This is a genomic window from Methylobacterium sp. Leaf104 (assembly GCF_001422885.1).
Classification (GTDB): Bacteria; Pseudomonadota; Alphaproteobacteria; order Rhizobiales; family Beijerinckiaceae; genus Methylobacterium.
Window position 1 is genome coordinate 37,946 of sequence record NZ_LMMZ01000034.1, and the last position, 21,939, is coordinate 59,884.

Here is a 21,939-nt window from a genome sequence, read left to right on the forward strand (position 1 = left end):
CCGTGACGACGCTGTACGTGAGCCATCCGTCCGCCCTCGATCACGTCATGCCGGAAGGGCACCCGGAGCGGGCCGACCGCATCCGGGCGGTGGAGCGGGCCCTCGAGAACGAGCGCTTCGCCGGGCTGGTGCGCGGCCAGGCCCCGAGGGCCGAGGCCTCCGTGCCGAGCCTCGTGCATCCGGTCCCCTACGTTCAGGCGATCATCGAGGCGGCGCCGACGGAGGGCTACGTCCAGATCGACGGCGACACCCTGCTCTCGCCGGGGACCATCGAGGCGGCCTTGCGCGGAGTCGGCGGTGCCGTGCACGCGGTCGATGCCGTGATGGGGGGCGAGTGCGCCAACGCCTTCGTGGCCATGCGGCCCCCGGGCCACCATGCCGAGCGCATGACCGCGATGGGATTCTGCGTGTTCAACAACGCCGCCATCGCGGCGCGCCACGCCCGCGAGGCGCACGGCGCGAGCCGCGTCGCGATCGTCGACTGGGACGTCCATCACGGCAACGGCACGCAGGACATCTTCTGGGACGACCGAACGGTGATGTACGCCTCCACCCACGAGATGCCGCTGTTTCCCGGCACGGGCGCGGTCTCGGAGCGGGGCAACCACGACACCATCGTCAACGTGCCCCTGCGGGCGGGCGACGACGGCGAGACCTTCCGCGAGGCCTTCGAGGCCGGCATCCTGCGCCGCCTCGATGCCTTCGCGCCCGACCTCGTCATCATCTCGGCGGGCTTCGATGCCCACCACCTCGACCCTCTCGGCCATGTCGCGCTCACCGAGGGCGATTTCGGCTGGGCGACCCGGCGCCTGATGGCCGTGGCCGATCGTCATGCGGGCGGGCGCGTCGTCTCGGTGCTGGAGGGGGGCTATAGCCTCAAGGGGCTCGGCCTCTCCGTCGCCGCGCATGTCGATGCGCTGATGGGGCGCTGACCCGAGGACGCGCTCAGGCCACAGGCTCCAGGGCGAGGGAAGGCCTGTCCGAAGGGTCCGCCATGGCGACCGCGATCTCGAACAGCAGCAGGTCGATGAGCCGCCGCATCACCGGTGTCCCGGCCTCCTCGATGACGGCGCGCGCCGCGATGCAGTGGGCGGCGAGGACGTCGAGGGCTTCGCCCTGCGGGGACGGGGTCGCGATGAGCATGGTGGGGTCCTTTGCGGCCGCGCGTCAGGCGGCGAGGTAGGGGTAGGTCGCGGCGAGGACGGTGCCGGTGCGCCCGGTGAGGCTGCGCAGCCGTGCCAGGGTCCGCTCGTCGAACTCGGCGGTCGCCGCGATGATGTCCTCGCCGCCGATCGACTGCGGCAGGCCCAGCGGACGGGCGCGGAAGTGGAGCTGCACCACGTGCAGCAGGTAGAGGGTCGGCATCTGCAGCACGAGCTCGCGCACCCCGTTGGCGAGGCCCCACTCCACGATGCCGGAAAGCAGGGCGAGCGAGACCGGGTTGACCGCCTTGCCGCGACCGCGATGGGACCGCGCGACGGCCTGGCGGGTCCATTCCCAGGTGTCCGGGCCGCGCGGCAGCGTGCCCTCGCAGAGCTGGGGCAGCACGTCGGAGAGGAGGTGCGGCCGGGTCGTCGGCAGGAGACGGCTGTAGCCGATCACGCGCCCGGCCTCGATGGCGAGGAAGTGCATCGCGTGGGCCGTGTCGAACTGGTCGATCTCCCGCCCGTCGGGTCGGGCAAGGTCGAGCCAGCGCTTCTCCTCGACGAAGATCTGGTGTCTCAGGCGCCAGACCTGTTCCATCTCCTCACGAAAGCAGTATTCGTTCGCTGGTGTCACGATCTGGATCATGTCGATACCCCCGTCACCGAGGTCGTTTCTGACATGAACGGGACCGTCACAAACCTACGGGAATCCGTAGGGAGGCGCGGACGGACGTGCTGGATCGGGCCGGCGCGAAAGCCCGGCGGGGCGTCGGCTCAGGTGATGAGGCCGCGCCGCAGCGCGACCGCGACCGCCTGGGTCCGGTTGGTGGTGCCGAGCTTCGTGCGGGCGGAGCGCAGGTGGAAATCGACCCCGTGGGTCGAGATGCCCATGACCTCGCCGATCTCCCAGTCGGTCTTGCCCTCTGCCGCCCATTGCAGGGCCTCGCGCTCGCGCGGCGCGAGCTTGGCCGCCCGCGCGGCGGCGGCCGGCCCGCGCAGGCGCAGGAGATGGCCGAAGGCATAGGTGGCGATGAGGTGCAGCATCGGGCGGTCGCCCGGGTTCATCGCCAGGCGCTCGCCCGAGAGGCTGAACCCGGCGATCTCGCCGTCGAGCGTCATGAGCGGGACGGTGACGCCATCGCGCAGGCGGAAGTCGCCCGCCTCCTCCATGACGCGGCGGGCGCCGGCATCGTCGCCGAAGCGCTCGCGCAGGTCGCTCCAGGCGAAGGGCACCGTGCTGTCGGCGAGGTGCCGCACGGTGGGGTCGTGGAAGGCGTAGCCGCGGGCGAGGTAGCGCCGGCTCCACGCCTCGGGGAAGGTGTTGACCAGGACGTGCCCGTGCTGCTGCCGGGCCGGCGTGCCCTTGCGCGGGACCGTGCCGGCCATGGCGTTGGACACGCCGAAGGCGGCGAATTCGTCCACCAGCAGCCGTCCCACATCGTCGGCGCTCGCGGTGCGGTCGAGGGCCCGGAGGAAGCCCAACGTCTGATCCAGCGCTCGGCGCGTCATGGCATGTCCGGCATCGTCGCCCCACCCGAGTGAAAGCCGGTTAACTCTAGATTGTCAACGCGGACGCGATCGGGAGTCGGGCGGGTGGTCCGGCGCGCGCCGCGTCAGCCGAACAGGTCCAAAGCGGTGAAGCCGCGCGCCGCCATCCGCTCGGCGAGGACCCGCCGGTGGCAGCGCTCCGGCTCCCGCTCGAAGCACAGGAGGCAGACCGGGGTGCGGTCCGCCAGGGCGCAGAGTTCGTCCAGGGCGAGGCCGCCATCGGCGGTGTCGAGCACCTCCTCGCAGTAGATCCGGCGCATCAGCGCGGCGTCGTCCGCGCGCGCCGCCTGCCGCCCGGCCTTCGGCGTACCGAGGGAGCGGGCATGGGCGTAGCCGATGCCGGCGTCCTCCAGGCTGGTGCGCAGGGCGTTCTTCGAGAAACCCCGCTTGCGGGAATTCGCCACGGCGCGGACATCCGCCAGGGTCCCCACCTGGGCGTCCCGCAGGGCCGCGATCAGGCGCTCGGAATCGAGCCCTTCGTACCCGATGGTGAACAGAACCTTCACGGCATCCTCCCCTGCCCCAAACGCCGAGGCCCAGCCTGCACTTAGGGAGTGGAGGCCATGGGGGCCAGCGTGGACGTCCACCGCTCATGTGGCTCGTTCGACACGGCTTCCGGAAATCCGCCGCATTGCCGTCAAAGGTCTGTTAACCGCGCCCGGGTCATCCCTTAGCCATTGGTAGCGCGTAGAAGCTGGTGGGTCGGGCAACGATGCGGCTGTGGAACGGGACTGCCCCGGCACGTCAGAACCAGCGTGCGCCGCTTGCGGCCCTCCGGACCGGCCTGCGCCGGGGCGCGGCCCTGGCCGTGCTCTCGGCCCTGGCGGCCTGCTCGGGCAGCACGGATTTCTACCCCACCAAGGGTGACGCCAAGCCCCATCCCGGCGTGGCGCGGGCCAAGCAGCACCCGGTGCAGGGCATCGACATCTCCAAGTGGCAGGGCCCCGTCGACTGGATGTCCGTGCGCGCGGCCGGCACCCAGTTCGCCTTCATCAAGGCGACCGAGGGCGGCGACCACGTCGACGAGCGCTTCCGGACGAACTGGGAGGGCGCGGCCAAGGCCGGCGTGCCCCGCGGCGCCTATCACTTCGTGTTCTGGTGCCGCTCGCCGCAGGACCAGATGGCCTGGTTCATGAAGAACGTCCCCAACGATCCGACCGCCCTCCCCCCCGTCCTCGACGTGGAGTGGAACGGCCATTCGCAGCTCTGCCCGAAGAAGCTGCCGAAGGCCCAGGCCCTGTCGATGATCCGCTACATGCTCGACGAGATGGAGCGCTACACCGGCAAGCGCCCGATCATCTACACCGACATCACCTTCCACAAGGACGTGCTCGAGGACGAGCTGCCGGACTACCCGCACTGGGTCCGTTCCACGGCGGCCGAGCCGGAGCAGCGCTACGCCAAGCGCAAGTGGATGCTGTGGCAGTTCACCTCCACCGGGCGGGTGCCCGGCGTGCGCGGCGACGTCGACCGCAACGCGTTCTACGGCACGCCGGCCGAATGGGCCTCGTTCCTGTCGACGGATTGCGACCCGCGCGAGCACCGCAACCTCGCCGATCGCGGCCTCTGCACCGGCAAGTGATGCTGAGCGCCCGATCGCCCGGCGAAGTCATCCCGAGCGAGTGATCCCGGGCGCCCGACCGCAAACAGCGGGCAGCGCATCCCGGCGCCGACGCGCCGGGATGCGCGTTTGCGGCCCGCGTCAGGCGCCCGCGCCCATCACGGTCGCCATCACGGTCCCGTAATGGCAGGCGGTGGCGGCGAGCACGAAGGCGTGCCAGATCGCGTTCTGGTAGGGCAGGCTCCGCCAGACGTGGAAGATCACCCCCAGGGAGTAGAGCACGCCGCCGAGGGCGAGCATCCAGAGGGCGTCGCTGCTGAGGCGCCCGATCACCGCGTCGTAGGCGACGACGCCGCTCCAGCCGAGGGTGAGATAGAGCCCGATCGAGGCCCGGTCGTAGCGGCCGGGCAGGAGCAGCTTCAGGGCGATCCCGATCGCCGCCACTAGCCAGACCGTGCCGAGGAGGCTCCAGGCCGGCAAGCCGTCGCCCACGAGGGCGACCAGGGGCGTGTAGGTGCCGGCGATCATGAGGTAGATCAGGGCGTGGTCGGCGCGCCGCAGCAGCCACTTGCGCCGGGAGACGGGCCACATGTTGTAGGTGGCCGAGACGCCGAGCATCGAGACGAGGCCGGCCGCGTAGATCGTGACCCCGGCGCGCTCCAGGAACGAGAGCGGCGAGAGGGCGGCGATCACCACGATGGCGATGGCGCCGGCGACGCCGAGGGCGACGCCCACGACGTGCACGGCGCCATCCGCCAGGATTTCTTTCCGAGTGTAGTTCCAGGTCACTCCCGTTGGGCGTCCGTCGTCCGCTAAAAGCATCGCCGACCTCCGGTATTTCCGTAGAGGCTACGCTTCAACCTGTTGCCGCGTTCCCAGCGACAACTACCGAGTTGGAGCCATCAACAGGAATCTCTTCGGGTAAGGACTAACCAGGAAGGATGTTGGGGTAGCGGCTCGCGATGGCCATGGCCCAGACGGCGCCCAGGAGCCCCGTCAGGCCGAGCGCCAACCAAGCGTGCTTGCCATGACCTTGCTTCCTGTGAGGGGGTGTGGCGGACGGCCGGGTCGGAGCGGCGGCGGGTGCCGTCCGGGCCTCGGGGCGGGTCGGCTCGAAAGCGGGCGGGCGCCGAGTCTCGGTGTCCTGCATGCAGGGATCGTCCTTTCGCGGTTCAGAGGCGTCGGGAAGCGGACGTCGGACGCCCGGGCTTCGCTGTGACGGGGTTCGAACGTACGAGGACGATCGTGGTTCGTTGCAGTGCGGTCGCGATGTGGCGATCCGCACATGCCGGGTGGAGGTGCGGGGTCCTCAGGCCGCCTTGCCGGTGAGGGCTTCGTAGCCGAACGGCGTTGACGGGCGTCCGAGCGGCGTCGCGACGGCGGCTCGTCCTGTCCGGCGGGCATGGACCGTCGCCATGGTGAGGACCGCCATGGCGAAGACCTGATGGGAGAGCGCCGCCCAGAGCGGCACGGCCAGCAGCAGGGTGGTGATGCCGAGAACGCCCTGGGCGAGCACGAGACCGGCGATGCCGGTCGCACGGCGGGCCGTCCCGGTGCCCGGCCGGACCCGACGGGCATCGAGGGCATGGACCAGCGCGACGGCCAGGAGCAGGTAGGCGGTCAGGCGGTGGTTGAGCTGCACCAGGGCGAGGTTGTCGACGAAGTTCTCGATCCACGGCGTCCCGGCGAAGAGTTCCGCCATGGGCGGCACGAGGTGCCCGTCCATGCTCGGCCAGGTGTTGTACAGGAGGCCGGCCTTCGATCCGGCGACGAGGCCGCCGAGGAAGATCTGGACGACCACGAGGACCATGATGGCGAATGCCGTCCGCTGCAGGCGCGGCGGTCCGGCTTCGGCGGCGGCGTCCGACGGGCGCAGGCCGGCGGCGAGCCAGACGAGACCGGCCAGGATCAGGCTGGCGGTGGTGAGGTGGAGGGCGAGCTTCAACGGCGCGACGGCCGTCATGCCGGGCTGGAGGCCGGAGGCGACCATGATCCAGCCGATCGCGCCCTGGAGGCCGCCGAGGATCCCGAGCCCGAGGAGGCCGAGGCCGAGGCTGCGGGTCAGGGCGCCGCGCCACCAGAACCAGAGCAGGGGCAGGAAGAAGACCAGGCCGACGATGCGGCCGAGGAGGCGATGGCCCCATTCCCAGGCATACAGCACCTTGAAGTCGGACAGGCCCATGCCCTGGTTCAGGATGCGGTATTGCGGCGTGTCGCGATACTTCTCGAACTCCGCCGCCCAGGCCCCGGCCGAGACGGGCGGGATCGCCCCCGTGACGGGCCGCCATTCCGTGATCGAGAGTCCGGAGCCGGTGAGGCGCGTGGCACCGCCGACGGCGACCATGCCGACCACGAGGGCGGCCAGCAGGTAGAGCCAGATTCGCACGCCCCGCTGCCCGGAGGTCCTGCCGGTCGCCTGTTCGCCTGCTCGCACCGCGTCGTTCCTCGCATCCCGCGCGGGCGCCGATCGGCGCGCCGCGGATGGATGCGGGTTAAGCGAGGTAGGCGCTGTGGGCAACGCTCAGCGACGACGCACCGCCGGGCTCCAGGCCCCCGGCATCCAGGTCGCGCTGACGGGAGAGCGACAGCATCTCGAGTACGGCGATGACGATCCAGGGTCCCGCGATCCCGATGAAGAACGTCATGCCTGCAAATCCTCCTGCGCGCCGCGCGCGACAGCCAGAATAGGTGACGCACGAGGTTCGGCAAGCCGGAAAGCAAACCGAAAAGACAGTCTCAGAAGGCAGTGCGCGCCAACTTCCAAACCAGGAAGGCCAGGACACCGGCGCCGAGACACCGCCGCCAGGGATTCACGCCGCGCACGACCTCGTCGACGGCCCACCACGCGAGCGCCGCCGCGCCGAGGACGCGGAGATAGGGGCCGATTCGACCGCCCGGCCCATCGAGCCAGCCGACCACCGCGCAGCCGATGAAGATCAGCAGCGGGGCGTTCGGCCATTGTCCGATGGTGATCGCACCCGTCTGGCGGTTGCGAAAGAACCAGTCGATCGCGTTCAGGTCGGGACTCCGGTGTCGGCCTTGCGGGCCGGGGCGCAGATCTGCGGCGACACCTTGTCGAGATGCTCGCAGGCATTGCGAAGGTACCAGGCCCGCAACTCGGGCTGGCCCGGGGCCACGTACATGCCGACGAGCACGAAGGCGACCGCGCCGACGATGATGAGGGTGAGAAGACTACGCATCGGGGCAACTCCCAGGACCGGTCGGGCGCCCCTTCTCACCACCCGGGTCTCGGGGAGACCCCATCTCCGGGGGGAGTCCCGGACAAAGAAACAGCCCGCGCGCCGATCTCGGCATGCAGGCTGTATGAGCTTGGGAGGATCGAGAGGCTGTTGAGACCTGCCTGACAACGGCGCCGTCCGGCAACGGTTCCCGCACCGGATCGTGGAATCGCCTCAGGCGGCTTCGAACAGGGGCACGATGCGCATGCCCGGCACCAGGACGAGGCCCTTGTCGGTGATGCGGATCTCCGGAATCACCGAGAGCGGGATCAGATTGAAGCCCATATAGGGGATGGTGCAGCCGGCTCGCTCCCACGCTGCCTTGAGCACCCGCACCTCCTCGGCCACCGCCGTGACGCGCTTGTCCGACAGGAGCCCGGCCACCGGCAGCGGCACCAGGGCGACCACCGCTCCCTCCTCGACCACGCAGACGCCGCCCTGGATCGCGCTCAGGGCGTCGAGGGCGACGCGCATGTCCGCCTCGTCGAGGCCCGCGACGATGACGTTGTGGGAGTCGTGGCCCACGCTGCTCGCCACCGCGCCGCGTTTCAGCCCGAAGGCGCGCAGCAGGCCGTGGGCGAGATTTCCGGCCCGGCCGTGGCGCTCGATCACGGTGACGAAGCAGAGGTCGTTGGCCGCCAGCGTCGCAGGCCAGTCCGGCCCGGGCACGAGGTCGACGATCTCGTGGGTGAGCTCGATGCCCGGGAGCGTGGTGCGGATCGCGTTGATCCGGCACGGTCCCGCCGGCAAGTCCGGGACGAGGGACGGCAGCGGATCGGGCAGGTGCATGGTGGCGTAGGCCGGCGCCGGGTAGCGGTAGGGGCGCGACAGGGCGGCGTCGAGGATCGGCGTGATCCGCCGGTTCTCGACGACCAACTCGCCGCCATACCAAGTGGAATGGGGCACGAGGTCGTCGTCGAGGAGCACGAGATCGGCCCGGCGGCCGCCGCCGAAGCCGCCGATCTCGCCGTCGAGACCGTAGCGGGTGGCGGGGTGCAGCGACCCCATCGACCAGGCCTGCACCTTCGGGATGCCCATGCGCACCGCCTCGCGCACCACCCAGTCGAGGCCGAAGGCGAGAAGATCCTGCGCGTCGCGATCGTCGGTGCAGACGCAGATCCGCTTGGCGGCGGCGCCGTAATCCAGGATGGTGCCAATGCCTTTCGGCAGGCTGTGCCAGGGCGTGGTCGGCGGGCCGCCGCGCAGGTAGATCCAGACGCCCGCCTCCAGGAGGTCGTCGGCGATGTCGCGGTCGATGGCCTCGTGGGTGTCGGTGACGCCGCTGGCCGCATAGGCCGACACGAAGTCGCGCCCGTAAATGTGGCCTGAGACCGGGCGCCCGCGCTCCAGGGCGGCCTGGATGATGGCGTGGGCGCGGGGGTCGCCCTCGCAGACCGCCACGAAATCCATCTTCTCGCCGAGGCCGATCGCCTCCGGCCAGGCATCGAACAGGGCCGCGATCTTGGCCGCGTCGAGGTCGCCGCCCGCGGTCTCCAGTTCGGGCGAGGTCGCCGGCACCGTGCTGGGCACCGTGAGGTAGATGTTCAGGGGCGCCGCGCGGGCATCCTCAAGCATCCAGGCGATGCCGTCCGTATCGAGGACGTTGCCGATCTCGTGGCTGTCGCAGACGATGCTGGTGGTGCCGTTGAGGAGCGCGGCCTCGGCATAGGCGCAGGCCGTGACCATGCTGCTCTCGATGTGGAGGTGCGGGTCGACGAGGCCCGGTGCGAGCAGGCCGCCGCCGAGGTCGTGGCGCGGCGCGGCGCCCCGATGGGTTCCCGCCGGCCTCACCGCCGCGATCCGTCCGCCGGCGATCCAGACCTCGCGGTCGGGCAGGATGCGCTCGGAATAGGTCGAGAGCAGCCGGGCGCCGGTGAGGACGCGATCGGGCTCGGCCCGGCCCGAGGCCACGGCCGCGAGGTGTCGTGTCATCCGGCTCAAGGGTTCGACGGAGAAGCGCGTCAGCGGTCGCGTGTCGGTCATGCGGTCTCCCGATCCTCGAAGGGTCGGCATCGCCGCCCCGGCCACCCCCGCGGCGCACGCATCGTGCCAGACCGCGGACCCGCGCGACAGGCGCGGCGACCCGGAAGCCGGGTTGCCAAGCCGGCGCCGCGGCACCATTTAGGCGCCATGCCGGTCGCGACCCCGCGTCGCTCGATCGGAGACGGCCACGATGACGGGCCTGGGTGACGCCGGATGTACGCGCACCCGCCCCGTCCCATCCGTGGCCGTCGGCATTTCCCCCAGCCCCTGCAGTTCGAGCATCGTCCCGTCATGGCCAAGCGTACCAAGTCGAAACCGCAGGAGCGCGGCTCCGTCCTGTTCGACGTCGTCTACGACGACGAGTCCCGCGCCTCGAACCGGCGCGTGCCCATGGAAATCCTCGGCGGCCTCGACGGCGACGAGCCGGCCCGCCAGCTCATCGAGGACCAGGATCGCGCCATCTCGGAGAAGTCCGGCCGCCCCCTGCGGGCGATCCGCAGCCTGACCCGCTCGCCCGCCCGCGTCTCCACGGCCTCGGACGAGTAGGCCGCGCCCGTCCCCGCCGCCCGGACCAGCCCCGGGCCGGCGGTTCCGCCTTCAGGCCTTCTTGAGGAACGCCGCCTTCAGGACGAGGCCCTTCACCTTCTCGGCGTTGCACTCGATCTCGGCCGGATCGTCGGTCAGCCGGATGTTCCGGATCAGCGTGCCGCGCTTCAGGGTCGTCGAGGTCCCCTTCACCTTCAGGTCCTTGATCAGGGTCACCGCGTCGCCGTCGGCGAGCTTGGTGCCGTTCGCATCCCGGGTCTCGTCCATGAGCCCGGTCTCAGGCCTCGGGCCGTGTGTAGGGCCGGCCGGCATCGACGAGGGCGCGGTCGACTGCCTCGATGGCGAGCAGGATCCGGGTCAGGTCCTCGGCGGCCGAGGGAGCGGCGACCTCGCTGCTGCCGATGCGACGGGCGAGCGCGCCGCGCTGGCGGGCGAGGCTGTCCCGTGCCCGGTTCATCTGCTCGATCTCTTCCGACGTCATACCATGTTCCCCCTGAACCGGCCCGGCAGGGCCGCAGGAGCGATGCGGCCTTTGCGAGCCGAACGCAAGGCGGGCTCCCTCCGGATCGGAGCCTGTCTCAGAACAGGGCGCCCTGCTCGTCCTCGTCGCTGGAGCGCGGCTGCGCGGCGGGCGGCGCGTCCCGTCCGGCCTCGCCGCGCTGCGGCCGCGCGAGCGGTTCGATCAGGTCCGGTTCGTCGATGCGGGCGTTGTTCACACGGGCGCTGACGGGATCGAGGGTGAGCCAGTCGTTCGGACAGGGCCGGCACAAGGCCACCGCCGCATCCGGTTCGGTGCCGCGGGTGTCGAGCCAGGACTCGATGGTCTCCGGCGCGAGGATCACCGGCATGCGGTCGTGGACGGCCGCCATCGCGCCGTTGGCGTCCGTGGTGACGATGGCCGCGGTGTCGACCTCCGAGCCGTCGGCCCCGAGCCAGTTCTCCCACAGGCCGGCCAGGGCCATCGGCGCCCGGTCGGCGCGGCGGATCATGAACGGGGTCCTGGTCGCGACCCTGCCCGTTCCCTCCCGGCGCCACTCGTAGAAGCCGTCCGCCAGGAAGACGCAGCGGCGATGGCGCAGGGCGCCGCGGAAGGTGGGTTTTTCCCGCAGCGTCTCGGATCGGGCGTTGATGACGAGGGGGAAATCCTTCGGGTCCTTGACCCAGCTCGGCCACAGGCCCCAGCGCACCAGGCGGAACTGGCGCCGGCCGCCCTCCGACAGCACCACGGGCACCGGCTGGGTCGGCGCCACGTTGTAACGGGGCGGGAAGTTCGGAACCTCGGGATAGCCGTAGAAGGCCCGGAAGATCTCCGGGGCCTGGGCGATGAAGAAGCGTCCACACATGGGCGGACGATCGGCAAATCCGACGCGATCGGCAAGGCCCGATGGGCTTGGATCGGTCTTTCCACGGCGGCGACCGTCCGGGTCCAGCGCGCTACAGCCAGCGCTTCCAGCGGAAGAACACGTATGGGAGCACGGCCGCGACGACCATCATGACCACCGCCATCGGGTAGCCGAACCCCCAGTCCAGCTCCGGCATGGCCTTGAAGTTCATGCCGTAGATCGACGCGATCAGGGTCGGCGGCATGAAGACCACCGCCATGACCGAGAACAGCTTGATGATGTTGTTCTGTTCCAGGTTCACCAGCCCGAGGGTGGCGTCGAGGAGGAACTGGATCTTCGAGGACAGGAAGGTGGCGTGCTCCTCCAGGGACTGGAGATCGCGCAGGGTGGAGCGCACGTCCTCGCGCAACTCGCGCGGGGCCTTGGCGGTGCGGTAGGTCGCCGAGAGCGAGAGCAGGATGCGCTCCATCGAGACCAGGCTCTCGCGCTGCTTCGAGATGAGGTCGCCGTGGCGCCCCAGCGCCCGGAGCGTGTCCTGCAGGGCGGTGTTGCGGGCGCTCGGGTCCTCCTTCTCCTCGAAGATCTTGCCCGAGAGCCGGTCGATGCGCTCGCCCTGGAGCTGGAGCACGTCCGCCGCCCGGTCGATCACGGTCTCGATCAGCCCGGCCAGGATGGTCTCGCCGGAAGGAACCGCCGAGGGACCGTTGCCCGTGGAGCGGCCGGCCCGCTGCGTGTACATCCGGAAGGCCTGCGGCTCCTCGTAGCGCACGGTCACGAGCCGGTTGCCGCGCAGGATGAAGGTGATGCCGGCCAGCCCCGGCTCCTCGGATTCGCTGACCTTGCTCAGCACCCGGCCGGTCATGTAGCGGGCGCCGTCCTCGACGTAGAGGAGTTCGGAGGGCTCGATGTCCTTCATCTCCTCGCGGGTCGGCACCGAGATGCCCATGAAGACTTCGACCTTGAGGTCCTCCTCCCGGCTCGGCCGCACCATGTCGAGCCAGACGGTGTCGTCGGGGATCGGCTCCTGCAATTCGAGGGAACGGCGCTCGAGCAGGGTCTGCCCGGCACCGGCGACCGGCTGGTGGATGAAGATCACGCGGGATGTCTCAGGCGAAGGCCCCGGGAGGCGGTGTGCTCGCATCCGGCACGAAGAAGTCCGGCGCAAGAGGGATGCCGGGTGTGACGCGGTATTTTGAAAAGTCCGTGACACCCTGCTCGGCCAGGAAACTGTCGTCGATGAGGAAGCGGCCGGTCACCTCCCGGGCCGGCAGGCCGAACAGCGCGTGGGCGGCGTCGGCCAGGATCTCGGGGGTGCGGCTCGCCTGCATCAGGGCCTCGCCGCCCAGCAGGTTCTTCACCGCCGCGGTGGCGATGGTGGTGCGCGGCCACAGGGCGTTCACCGCGATGCCCTGGCGCCGCAGCTCGCCGGAAAGACCGAGGACGCAGAGCGACATGCCGTACTTGGCGATGGAATAGGCCAGGTGCGGTGCGAACCACTTCTCGGACAGGTCGAGGGGCGGCGACAGCATGACGATGTGCGGGTTCTCCGCCTTGGCGAGGTGCGGGATCGCGTATTTGCTGACCATGTAGGTGCCGCGCGTATTGATGCCGTGCATCAGGTCGAAGCGCTTCATCTCGGTCTCGGGCGTCCGGGTCAGCGAGATCGCGCTGGCGTTGTTCACCACGATGTCGATGCCGCCGAAGGTCTTCGCCGTGGTCTCGATGGCGGTCGCCACGCTGTCCTCGTCGCGGACGTCGACGAGGAGCGGCAGCGCCCGCCCGCCCGCCGCCTCGATGGCCGCGGCCGCGGTGTGGATGGTGCCCTCCAGCTTCGGATGCGGCGTATCGGTCTTGGCCGCGATCGCGATGTTGGCGCCGTCGCGGGCCGCGCGCAGGGCGATGGCGAGGCCGATCCCGCGGGAGGCCCCGGTGATGAACAGGGTTTTGCCCTGAAGCGATCCGCTCATGTCTCAGGTTTCCTCGGCGTTGATCTGGAACCGGGACGGCCGGGTGCCGTCCGCATCGGTGAAGCCGTATTGGGCGGCGAGATCCCCGGCATGGAGGACCTGCCCGGCCCGGGTCGCGACGGCCGGGTCGGCGGCCAGGGCGGCGAGGGCGCGACCCGCATAGAGCGGGCTCTCCGTCGCCCGGTCGGCATGGCCGATGTCGACGGCGCGCTCGGTGCGCACGAAGCCGGGGGAGAGCGCGAGGGCCGTGACCCCGTGCGGCGCCAGTTCCTGGGCGCAGGCGAAGGCCAGCCGGTTCGTGGTGGCCTTGGTCAGGTCGTAGAAGATGTCGCCGAGGTAGCCCGGGGCGGTGTCGAACGAGACGAAGGCGAGGAGGCCGGCTTTCGCCGAGACCATCGCGGGGGCGACCGCGCGGGCGAGGAGCAGGGCCGGATAGGGGCCGCTCCCGAAGAAGTCCGAGAACGGTTCGGCCGAGCGGCGCCAGAACGGCGTGCCCCAGGCGGCGCCGTCGGCGTAGCGCTCGCCGTCATAGCCCTCGTTGCCGCCCCAGACGCTGGAGACGGCGAGATCGATGCGCCCGAACCGGCGCAGGACCCAGTGGACCAGCGTGTCGACCGCCCGCTCGCTGGTATGGTCACAGAGGTAGTGGTGGCCCTCGCCGCCGGCGGCGTCGACGGCCCGGGCGGTGTCCTCGACGACCTCCGGCCGTCCTTCCGTGCGCGGCCCCGTCTCGCTGGAGCGGGCGGTGACGATGACGGTGGCGCCCGCCTCGCCGAGTCCCCGGGCGATGCCTCGGCCGACGCCGCGCGAGGCACCGGCCACGAGGCAGATCCTTCCCCGCAGGTCGGGTGTCGGCCGGGCGTCGGGGCCGGCGCTCACGCCGGTTTGGCCCGGCCGAGGAAGCGCGCGAAGGCGGCCTGGGCTTCCGGCGCCCGCAGGCGCTCCTCGAAGGCGACGGCCTCGGCCTCGAGGGCGGCTTCCATGGCGGCCTGGTCGCCGCGGATGAGCGCCCGTGTCGCCTGCACCGCGCCGCGGGGCAGCCCGGCGAGGCGGGTGCCCTGGGCCTGGGCATGCTCCAGCAGCAGGCCGGCCGGCATCACCGCGTTGACGAGACCGAGGCCGAGCGCCTCGTCCGCATCGAAGCCCTGGCTCAGGAGCAGCATCTCGGTGGCCTTCAGGAGCCCGACCCGGCGCGGCAGCAGGTAGCTCGAGGCCGCCTCCGGAACGAGGCCGAGCTCCACGAAGGGCATGCGGAAGCGCGCGGCCGGGCTGGCATAGACGAGGTCGCAATGCAGGGTCAGCGTCGTGCCGATCCCCACCGCGATCCCGTCCACGGCGGCGATCATCGGCGTGCGGGTGCGGGCGAGCTGGCGGATGAACTGCAGGGCCGGGGCCTCGCGGAACGGCTTGCCCGCGCCCGCCACGAAGTCGGCGAGGTCGTTGCCGGCGCTGAACGCGCCCGGCGCTCCGGCGAACACCACGGCGCCGATCGCATCCTGCGCATCGGCGTCCGCGAGGGCGGCGCGCATGGCGTCGTACATGGCGCCGGTCAGGGCGTTCTTCTTCTCGGGCCGGTCGATGCGGATGAGGCGGACGCCGTCGGCCGTATCCGCGATCGCGATGTGCTCGCTCATGGTGCCCTGCCCCTGGATGATGGTCGATTCTTGGGCCGGCCCATTCCCGGCCCGGCCGGTCAGCTCGCCAGGGCGAGTTCCGCATCGTCGGTGAAGTGCCCGCCGGAGACGATGCTCGCCTCCAGCCCCTCGGCCGCGGTGAGGAGGTTGTCGGCAAAGAAGCGCGCGAGCGCGATCCGGCCGGCATGGGCCGGGTCGGTCCCGCCGGCCTTCAGGGCCGCGTCGGCGGCGAGTGCCTGGCGCCCGAGGCAGGCTCCGCCCTGCACGAGCCCGAACAGGCGCAGGTACGGCGTCGCCCCGGCCAGGGCCGCCTCGGGCCGGTTCGAGGCCAGCGCCTTGAGCTGGAAGCTCGTCGCCCGGTCCAGGCTCGCGATGCCGGCGCGCAGCCGGGCGCCGATGTTGCCGAAGGCCGGGTCGGGGTCCTTGAGGAAGCCCTCGGCGATCCGGCGCAGGCCGGCGATCTGCGCCCGCACCGTGGCGCCGCCGTTCAGGGGGAGCTTGCGGGCGACGAGATCGATGGCCTGGATGCCGTTGGTGCCCTCGTAGATGCCCAGGATGCGGGCATCGCGCATGTGCTGCGCGGCGCCCGTCTCCTCGACGAAGCCCATGCCGCCATGCACCTGGACGCCGAGCGAAGTCACCTCGTTGGCGATGTCGGTGGAGAACGCCTTGGCGACGGGGGTCAGCAGGGAGGCCCGGTCGTGGGCCGCCTGCCCCTCCGGACCTTCCGCCGCATCGAGGGCGGCGGCGGTGAGGTAGCAGATGCCACGGGCGGCCTGGGTGAAGGCCTTCATGGTGAGCAGCATGCGCTGCACGTCGGCATGGGCGACGATCGGGCTCGCCTCCGCGGCCCCCGGCGCCTTGCCCTGGCGCCGGTCGCGGGCATAGCCGAGCGCCTGCTGGTAGGCCCGCTCGGCGATGCCGACGCCCTGCAGGCCGACATTGAGCCGGGCCGAGTTCATCATCGTGAACATGCAGGCGAGGCCGCGATTCTCCTCGCCGATGAGCCAGCCGATGGCGCCGCCATTGTCCCCGAAGGCCATCGAGCAGGTGGGCGAGCCGTGGATGCCGAGCTTGTGCTCGATGCCCGAGCAGCGCAGGTCGTTGCGGCCGCCGTCCGGCAGCACCTTCGGCACCAGGAACAGCGAGATGCCGCGGGTGCCGGCCGGTGCGTCCTTCAGCCGGGCCAGCACGAGGTGGACGATGTTGTCGGTGAGGTCGTGCTCGCCGTAGGTGATGTAGATCTTGGCGCCGACGATGCTGTAGCGGCCGTCGCCGAGGGGCTCGGCCCGGCTGCGCAGCAGCGCGAGGTCCGAGCCCGCCTGCGGCTCGGTCAGGTTCATGGTCGCGGTCCATTCACCGGAGACGAGCTTGTCGAGGTATCGGCTCTTGAGGTCGTCCGAGCCGTGCCGGGCCAGCGCCTCGATGCCGCCCGCCGTGAGGAGCGGGCACAGGCCGAAGGCGATGCTCGCCGCGTTCCAGATCTCGTTGCAGGCGGCGTTGAGGACGAGGGGCAAGCCCTGGCCACCATGGTCGGGGTCGGCGCTGAGACCGTTCCAGCCGCCGGCGATCCAGGTCTGGTAGGCTTCGCGCCAGCCCGGCGGCGTGGTGATGACGCCGTCCTCGAGCGGCGTGCCGTGACGGTCGCCCACCCGGTTGAGCGGGGCGATGACCGATTCGGCGACCTTCCCGGCCTCGGCCAGGATCGCCTCGGCATCCTCCGCCGCGAGGTCGCCGTGCAGGCCCGCGGCGAGCGCGGCGTCGAGCCCGGCCACGTGGCGCAGGGCGAACAGCATGTCGGCCACCGGTGCGCGATAGGTCATGATGCTTCCTCCCGCGCCTTGATTGAATCGACGCGTGTCGCCCCGTGTTTGACGCATGGCCCGGCCGGGCGCTAGGCCCGGGCTCTCCCCCGCGAAGGGGTGTCAGCGAAGATAGTTTAGATATGAACGATCTTGGGTCAATCCCCGGCGATGCGATCCCGCCCGTGGCGACCCGGCGCTTGGTCGAAGACGAAGGGGGGATCGCGGCCGCGGCGGCCCTCCTCCGTGACGGACAGGCCGTGGCCTTCGCCACCGAGACGGTCTACGGCCTCGGCGCCGATGCCACCGATCCGTCGGCGGTCGCGCGGATCTTCGCGGCCAAGGCGCGCCCGCGCTTCAATCCGCTGATCGCGCATCTCGCCGACGCGCAATCCGCCTTCGCCGAGGGCGTGTTCGACGCCGCGGCCCGCAGGCTCGCCGAGGCGTTCTGGCCCGGTCCCCTCACCCTCGTGGTCCCGGCGGCCCCGGGCTGCCGGGTCTGCGACCTCGCCCGGGCCGGTCTGCCGAGCGTCGCGCTGCGGGTCCCGGCCCCTCGGAGCACCCGGGCGCTGCTGGCGCAAGTCGGCAGGCCGGTCGCCGCGCCGTCCGCGAACCGCTCGGGCCGGGTCAGCCCGACCAGCGCCGACCATGTCCTCACCGACCTCGACGGCCGGATCGCCGCCGTGCTGGACGGCGGCGAGACGCCGGTCGGCGTCGAATCGACGGTGATCGCCTGTCTCGGCGGGCCGCCGCGCCTGCTGCGGCCGGGCGGCCTCACGCGGGAAACCCTGGAAACGCGGCTCGGCTCCGCCCTCTCGGGTCCGCAGGGTGACGATACGGCCCATCCGGTTGGCCCGGGATTGCTGGCCTCGCACTACGCGCCGCGGGCGCACGTCCGACTCGATGCGACATCCGTGTCGAAGGAGGAGGTCGTTCTACTGTTCGGCCCGGATTCCCCGGCCGGCGCCGAGGCGGCGCGGGCGTGCCTCAACCTCAGCCCGTCAGGCGATCTCGCCGAGGCGGCGGCCAAGTTGTTCTCCGCCCTGCGACAGCTCGACGGTGTCGCGGCATCGGTGATCGCGGTTGCGCCGATCCCGGAACGGGGGCTCGGCGAGGCGATCAACGACCGGCTTCGCAGAGCAGCGGCCCCACGCTGAAATTTTTTCCGGAATTCCTTGGAACCCGAGGCGCGGGAGCACGTTTCAACCGTACGAAGGCCAGTTCAGCCCCCAATGGCCTTTTCCCTTCCAGGGCTCGGAGCGATCCGAGCCTTTTTTCTTGGGCGCCGTCCTGGAAGCCGTCGCAGAATCAACCGATCTCCGCGATCTCGCTCTCGTGCCCGTTCACCTCGACGACATCGCCCACGACCTTGCCGGTCAGCGCGCGCGCCATGGGCGAAACGTAGGAGATCGTGCCCTGCGCCGGATCGGCCTCGTCCTCGCCGACGATGCGGTAGGTTCGGCGGCTGTCGTCCTCGGCCAGGATCGTCACGGTGGAGCCGAAGCGGACCACGTCGCCGGGCTCGGCCTCGACCAGCTGCGCGGAGCTGCGCCGGGCCGTCCAGTAGGCGAGGTCGCGGTTGACCCGGGCGACGTCCGCCTGCGCGTCCGGCGTCAGGGCGGAGAATTCCGCCTGCAGGCGTGCGACCTCTGCCTCGATCTGGGCCAGGCCCTCAGGGGTGACGAAGTTGGGGTGGGACGAGATCTGGCGCTCGGGAAGATCCTCGAACACCGCGTCCCCGTCACGCTCACGAACGAATGCTTGGCTCATGAAGCCGAAAACGCCCCGCCGGCGCCCAGCGTTCCATCGCGCTCACGCGACCTCGACCACCGTGCGTCCGCGGACCCGTCCGTCCAGGATCGCCTCCGCCACGGTGTCGACCCCGGGCAGCGGCACCGTCTGGGTCATCGCCGCCAGCTTGTCGTGGTCGAGCTCCCTGGCGAGGCGTCCCCAGGCCGCCCGTCGCTTCGCCTGGGGCGTGGTCACGCTGTTGACGCCGAGGAGCGAGACGCCGCGCAGGATGAAGGGGGCGACCGATGTCGGCAGGTCCATGCCTTGCGCCAGCCCGCAGGCCGCGACCGCGCCGTCCGCCTTCGTTCCGGCCAGGACGTTGGCGAGGGTCACCGAGCCGACGGCGTCGATGGCCGCCGCCCAGCGCTCCTTGGCCAAGGGCTTGCCGGGCTGGCTCAGCTCCGCGCGGTCGAGGATCTCGGCGGCGCCGAGGCTGCGCAGGTAGTCGGCCTCCGAATCGCGGCCGGTGGAGGCGATCACGTGCCAGCCGGCCCGGGCCAGCAGGGCCACCGCCACCGAGCCCACGCCGCCGGAGGCGCCGGTGACGAGGACCGGCCCCTGCGCCGGATTCACGCCGTGATGGTCGAGGGCCATCAGGCAGAGCATCGCGGTGTAGCCGGCGGTGCCGATCGCCATGGCCTGGGCGGCGCTCAGGCCCTCCGGCAGCGGGACCAGCCAATCGCCCTTGACCCGGGCGCGCTGGGCATAGGCTCCGAGATGGGTCTCGCCGACGCCCCAGCCGGTGAGCACGACGGCGTCGCCGGGCTTGTATTCAGCGTGGTCCGAGGTCTCGACGATGCCGGCGAAATCGATGCCGGGGATCATGGGGAAGCGGCGCACCACCGGCGACCTACCGGTCATCGCCAGCCCGTCCTTGTAGTTCACCGTGGAGTGGGTCACCCGGACCGTGACGTCGCCCGCCATCAGGTCGGCATCGTCGAAATCCCTGAAGGCGAGGGACTGCCCCGTCTCGGTCTTCTCGACGACCCAAGCCTTGAACTGACCCATGGCAGACCTCCCGTTCACGGGTCTGAGGTGTGGCACGGGCGGCCCGAATCAAGCGGCCCCAAGCGCGGTAGCGTCCGAGGCGCGTGTTCGATCGCGGCGGACGGCTCAGTAGCCGTCGTAGATGCTGCCCGACGAGAAGCCGAGGCCTACGCCGACATCGGCCGAGCTGGCGCCGGTGATGCCGAAGGCATCCGGGAGCGAGCCGACGGCGAGGCTGGGACCGAAGGCGCCCGGGTATCCGCCCTGGCCGTAATTCGCCGGGACCCAGCCCGATCGGGCGGGCTGGACCAGGACGCGGCGGCGGACGCTGGCATATTCCGCCGGGATCGTCTCGGGGATCGCCTGCGCCGGCTGGACCAGGACGCGGCGACGGCGGACGGCGTATTGCGGCGGCACGTCGACCCAGCAGCCGATCAGCTCGCCATAGGCGTCGCGGCGGGTTTGCCAGACCCGGCCGCCCGGCGCCACGAGCACCCGCTCCGAGACGGTCTCGTAGACGGGGGGAACCGTGCGGTAGACGGTCTCGGCCGGACGGACGAGGACGCGTTCCGACACGGCGCCGTAGACCGGGGGGGTGTTCACGCGGCGGTAGCACTCGGCGCCGCCGCAGCCGCCGGCCTGGGCCGAGGAGAACGGGGCCGAGGAGAAGGTGAGGACGGCGCCGGCGATGGCGGCGAGACTGATACGGGCTGCGACCGGCGTGGTCATGACGGGTTCCTCGGATCGTGACGCTGTACAGGACGGGATGGCGCGCGAAGCCCGCGCGCATCTCGACGTTCCAGAGGCCGCCAAGTTGCCGCTCGATCAAGCTGTATCGAGACTCAAGGTAAAATTAACCCAAGCTTAGGACTACTTAGAAGTTTCACTGCGTAGGTAAAAACCCGCGGAACTGTCGCGAAAGTCAGGTCTGCCCACGCTTGAGCTGGTAAAAGATGTGCCGGCCGATGACGTCCATCTTCTTCAGCCGGCGCGACCAGCCGGGTTTCACGTAGTCCGCATGGTAGTGCGTCGCCCCGCCGACCTCGCTCAGGTAGGTGCGTCCCTCGATCACCGCACTCGCGATGCGGGTGGCGGTCTGCCAGGACGGCCCGTCCGTGACCCGCAGGGATTTGCCCTCGCAGGCGAAGGAGAATTGGCAGCCCATGTAGCGGTGCCGGTTCTGGTAGACGACGCCGCAGACATTGCCCGGATAGAGGCCGCTCTTCACCCGGTTGAGGACGACCTGGGCCACGGCGGCCTGTCCCTCCTCGGATTCGCTGCGGGCCTCGAAGTACACCGCCTCGGCGAGGCAGCGCTGCTCGCGGTCCATGGCATTTGGGCCGATCAGGTCGGCGTAGCGGTGACGGGCGATGTCCGGGGGCGTGGCGGCGCCCGGCGTGGCCCCATCCGCCTGGGTTCCGCGCGGCGACAAGTCTGGGAAGGCGAGGCTCGCGGCGGCGATCTCGATCGGCGTCGCGTCGGCCGGGGCGGGCGTGGTCGAGGACAGGGCTTCGGCGCGGGGGATGGCGGGCGTCGCCCCGTCCTCCACGGCGACCACCGAGCCTTCGCCCTCCCCGCCGGGGTCGAGACCGAGATCGGGTGCCGGCACGAAGCCGGCGTCGAGATCGGGATTCCACGTGGCCGAGCCGGCCGCCAGCAATCCGCTCGCCGGGTCGGCGAGGCTGGCCCTGACCACGAGGGCCTCGCCCCGGCCCTCGGGCATGGCGATGCCGTCGGCACCGCCGCGGGCGTAGACCCGGTGCGGCGCGTGCGAACGGGTCTCTGTCCCGCCGAGACGCGCGCCCGGGGAGGCCGTCGCCAGGAGACGGCCCTGCCCGGCGGCCCATCCGGCGGCACCCGGCGCCATGTCCGTGCCGGCGGTGGCGGTGAAGGAGACGAGCAGCCCGATGCCGGCCGCCCAGGGGGTCATCGCGGCGCTGAGCCAGCGCAGATGCGACGCGCGTCGTAACCGTTTCGTACCCACGCCACCGACCCGCACCAGGATGCCAAACGCTCGGGTCGCCGGCCCCACGGGAGGGGTGAGGCGACCGTTGCGTTCAACTATCGTGCGGTATGGTTGCGGAGCGGTTAAGCGCCGCCGTCAGAGCGCGCCGGGGCGTCCGTGCAGCGCCGCAAGGTTGCCGACCAGCGTGGCCAGACCGGAGCGAGCGCTCTCCTGGGCGCCGGCGATGCGCTCGGCATCGGCTCCGCTCTGCGTCGCCACGGCGAAGACGAACAGCGCCACCGTCGCGAGGCCGCCGATGGCGGCCACGACCCAGAGATAGGCCTGCTGCATCGCGCGGGGCAGCGGCACCGCGACGGGATTTTCGTTGAGGAACAGAGGAGGTGGGCTGGTATCGTTCATGCCGGCGATCCCACGCGGTGGCTGCCGC

At 71.1% G+C, this 21,939-nt stretch carries 27 protein-coding genes; 4 read left to right on the forward strand and 23 right to left on the reverse strand.

Features of this window, described 5'->3' with window-relative positions; translation table 11 throughout:
- Positions 1-2: 2 nt before the first annotated feature.
- On the forward strand, positions 3-932 hold the full coding sequence (locus ASF49_RS15400; RefSeq protein WP_056474577.1) for a histone deacetylase family protein: 930 nt from the start codon (positions 3-5) through the stop codon (positions 930-932).
- Between the two features lie 13 nt (positions 933-945).
- Here the strand turns inward: ASF49_RS15400 and ASF49_RS15405 are convergent, their stop codons facing one another.
- From ASF49_RS15405 to ASF49_RS15420, 4 genes are all read right to left on the reverse strand, one after another.
- Positions 946-1,143, reverse strand: coding sequence for a hypothetical protein (locus ASF49_RS15405; RefSeq protein ID WP_056474580.1), 198 nt, complete (start codon positions 1,141-1,143; stop codon positions 946-948).
- A gap of 24 nt (positions 1,144-1,167) precedes the next feature.
- Positions 1,168-1,791 carry an acyl-homoserine-lactone synthase gene (locus ASF49_RS15410; protein WP_056474585.1) on the reverse strand — a complete coding sequence of 208 codons (624 nt, stop codon included), beginning with the start codon at positions 1,789-1,791 and terminating at the stop codon, positions 1,168-1,170.
- Positions 1,792-1,919: 128 nt separating this feature from the next.
- A complete protein-coding gene (locus tag ASF49_RS15415; RefSeq protein WP_056474587.1) occupies positions 1,920-2,654 on the reverse strand; it encodes a LuxR family transcriptional regulator in 735 nt (244 codons plus the stop codon).
- Positions 2,655-2,758: 104 nt separating this feature from the next.
- The gene (locus ASF49_RS15420) at positions 2,759-3,190 is read right to left on the reverse strand and encodes a DUF488 domain-containing protein (protein ID WP_056475514.1); all 432 of its coding nucleotides are present in this window, start codon (positions 3,188-3,190) and stop codon (positions 2,759-2,761) included.
- A gap of 215 nt (positions 3,191-3,405) precedes the next feature.
- Between ASF49_RS15420 and ASF49_RS15425 the strand changes: the two genes are divergently transcribed.
- Positions 3,406-4,275 carry a glycoside hydrolase family 25 protein gene (locus tag ASF49_RS15425; protein WP_056474590.1) on the forward strand — a complete coding sequence of 290 codons (870 nt, stop codon included), beginning with the start codon at positions 3,406-3,408 and terminating at the stop codon, positions 4,273-4,275.
- Between the two features lie 120 nt (positions 4,276-4,395).
- Here the strand turns inward: ASF49_RS15425 and trhA are convergent, their stop codons facing one another.
- The 6 genes from trhA to ASF49_RS15455 form a co-directional block, all read right to left on the reverse strand.
- Positions 4,396-5,076 carry a PAQR family membrane homeostasis protein TrhA gene (trhA, locus tag ASF49_RS15430; protein ID WP_056474593.1) on the reverse strand — a complete coding sequence of 227 codons (681 nt, stop codon included), beginning with the start codon at positions 5,074-5,076 and terminating at the stop codon, positions 4,396-4,398.
- A gap of 487 nt (positions 5,077-5,563) precedes the next feature.
- A complete protein-coding gene (locus ASF49_RS15440; RefSeq protein ID WP_056474600.1) occupies positions 5,564-6,688 on the reverse strand; it encodes a COX15/CtaA family protein in 1,125 nt (374 codons plus the stop codon).
- Positions 6,689-6,746: 58 nt separating this feature from the next.
- On the reverse strand, positions 6,747-6,899 hold the full coding sequence (locus tag ASF49_RS24255) for a hypothetical protein (protein ID WP_200930067.1): 153 nt from the start codon (positions 6,897-6,899) through the stop codon (positions 6,747-6,749).
- Positions 6,900-6,990: 91 nt separating this feature from the next.
- Entirely contained in the window at positions 6,991-7,272 is a 282-nt protein-coding gene (locus tag ASF49_RS24870) for a hypothetical protein (RefSeq protein ID WP_056474601.1), read from the reverse strand.
- Positions 7,269-7,454, reverse strand: coding sequence for a hypothetical protein (locus ASF49_RS15450; protein WP_056474605.1), 186 nt, complete (start codon positions 7,452-7,454; stop codon positions 7,269-7,271). The genes ASF49_RS24870 and ASF49_RS15450 overlap by 4 nt, the downstream gene beginning before the upstream one ends.
- 213 nt (positions 7,455-7,667) lie before the next feature.
- Entirely contained in the window at positions 7,668-9,476 is a 1,809-nt protein-coding gene (locus tag ASF49_RS15455) for an adenine deaminase C-terminal domain-containing protein (RefSeq protein WP_056474607.1), read from the reverse strand.
- Between the two features lie 291 nt (positions 9,477-9,767).
- On the opposite strand from ASF49_RS15455, the gene ASF49_RS15460 reads away from it, so the two are divergent.
- Entirely contained in the window at positions 9,768-10,022 is a 255-nt protein-coding gene (locus ASF49_RS15460) for a hypothetical protein (protein WP_056211374.1), read from the forward strand.
- A 51-nt stretch (positions 10,023-10,073) separates the two neighbouring features.
- On the opposite strand, the gene ASF49_RS15465 is transcribed toward ASF49_RS15460, so the two are convergent.
- The 8 genes from ASF49_RS15465 to ASF49_RS15500 all read right to left on the reverse strand — a co-directional run bounded on the left by ASF49_RS15465 (position 10,074) and on the right by ASF49_RS15500 (position 16,789).
- Entirely contained in the window at positions 10,074-10,289 is a 216-nt protein-coding gene (locus ASF49_RS15465) for an alkylphosphonate utilization protein (RefSeq protein ID WP_056474610.1), read from the reverse strand.
- A 10-nt stretch (positions 10,290-10,299) separates the two neighbouring features.
- A complete protein-coding gene (locus tag ASF49_RS15470; protein ID WP_056474615.1) occupies positions 10,300-10,503 on the reverse strand; it encodes a hypothetical protein in 204 nt (67 codons plus the stop codon).
- A gap of 97 nt (positions 10,504-10,600) precedes the next feature.
- Positions 10,601-11,365: an SOS response-associated peptidase gene (locus tag ASF49_RS15475; RefSeq protein ID WP_056474618.1), complete on the reverse strand. Its 765-nt coding sequence runs from the start codon at positions 11,363-11,365 to the stop codon at positions 10,601-10,603.
- A 91-nt stretch (positions 11,366-11,456) separates the two neighbouring features.
- On the reverse strand, positions 11,457-12,461 hold the full coding sequence (locus ASF49_RS15480) for a magnesium transporter CorA family protein (RefSeq protein ID WP_055953169.1): 1,005 nt from the start codon (positions 12,459-12,461) through the stop codon (positions 11,457-11,459).
- Between the two features lie 10 nt (positions 12,462-12,471).
- A complete protein-coding gene (locus ASF49_RS15485; protein WP_056474621.1) occupies positions 12,472-13,332 on the reverse strand; it encodes an SDR family oxidoreductase in 861 nt (286 codons plus the stop codon).
- A 3-nt stretch (positions 13,333-13,335) separates the two neighbouring features.
- The gene (locus ASF49_RS15490) at positions 13,336-14,154 is read right to left on the reverse strand and encodes an SDR family NAD(P)-dependent oxidoreductase (RefSeq protein ID WP_056474623.1); all 819 of its coding nucleotides are present in this window, start codon (positions 14,152-14,154) and stop codon (positions 13,336-13,338) included.
- A 53-nt stretch (positions 14,155-14,207) separates the two neighbouring features.
- Entirely contained in the window at positions 14,208-14,966 is a 759-nt protein-coding gene (locus ASF49_RS15495) for an enoyl-CoA hydratase-related protein (protein WP_056474627.1), read from the reverse strand.
- Between the two features lie 59 nt (positions 14,967-15,025).
- Positions 15,026-16,789: an acyl-CoA dehydrogenase gene (locus ASF49_RS15500; protein WP_056474630.1), complete on the reverse strand. Its 1,764-nt coding sequence runs from the start codon at positions 16,787-16,789 to the stop codon at positions 15,026-15,028.
- A gap of 122 nt (positions 16,790-16,911) precedes the next feature.
- On the opposite strand from ASF49_RS15500, the gene ASF49_RS15505 reads away from it, so the two are divergent.
- Complete coding sequence (locus ASF49_RS15505; RefSeq protein ID WP_056474633.1) at positions 16,912-17,925, forward strand: L-threonylcarbamoyladenylate synthase; 1,014 nt, start codon at positions 16,912-16,914, stop codon at positions 17,923-17,925.
- A gap of 151 nt (positions 17,926-18,076) precedes the next feature.
- Here the strand turns inward: ASF49_RS15505 and greA are convergent, their stop codons facing one another.
- The 5 genes from greA to ASF49_RS15530 all read right to left on the reverse strand — a co-directional run bounded on the left by greA (position 18,077) and on the right by ASF49_RS15530 (position 21,911).
- The gene (gene greA / locus ASF49_RS15510; RefSeq protein ID WP_056474637.1) at positions 18,077-18,538 is read right to left on the reverse strand and encodes a transcription elongation factor GreA; all 462 of its coding nucleotides are present in this window, start codon (positions 18,536-18,538) and stop codon (positions 18,077-18,079) included.
- A gap of 42 nt (positions 18,539-18,580) precedes the next feature.
- Entirely contained in the window at positions 18,581-19,567 is a 987-nt protein-coding gene (acuI, locus tag ASF49_RS15515) for an acrylyl-CoA reductase (NADPH) (RefSeq protein ID WP_056474641.1), read from the reverse strand.
- Positions 19,568-19,672: 105 nt separating this feature from the next.
- Complete coding sequence (locus ASF49_RS15520) at positions 19,673-20,275, reverse strand: hypothetical protein (protein ID WP_056474643.1); 603 nt, start codon at positions 20,273-20,275, stop codon at positions 19,673-19,675.
- A 193-nt stretch (positions 20,276-20,468) separates the two neighbouring features.
- Positions 20,469-21,476, reverse strand: coding sequence for a cell wall hydrolase (locus ASF49_RS15525; protein ID WP_056474646.1), 1,008 nt, complete (start codon positions 21,474-21,476; stop codon positions 20,469-20,471).
- Between the two features lie 171 nt (positions 21,477-21,647).
- Positions 21,648-21,911 (reverse strand): hypothetical protein, encoded by a 264-nt coding sequence (locus ASF49_RS15530; RefSeq protein ID WP_056474649.1) that lies wholly within the window; start codon positions 21,909-21,911, stop codon positions 21,648-21,650.
- Positions 21,912-21,939 lie beyond the last annotated feature (28 nt).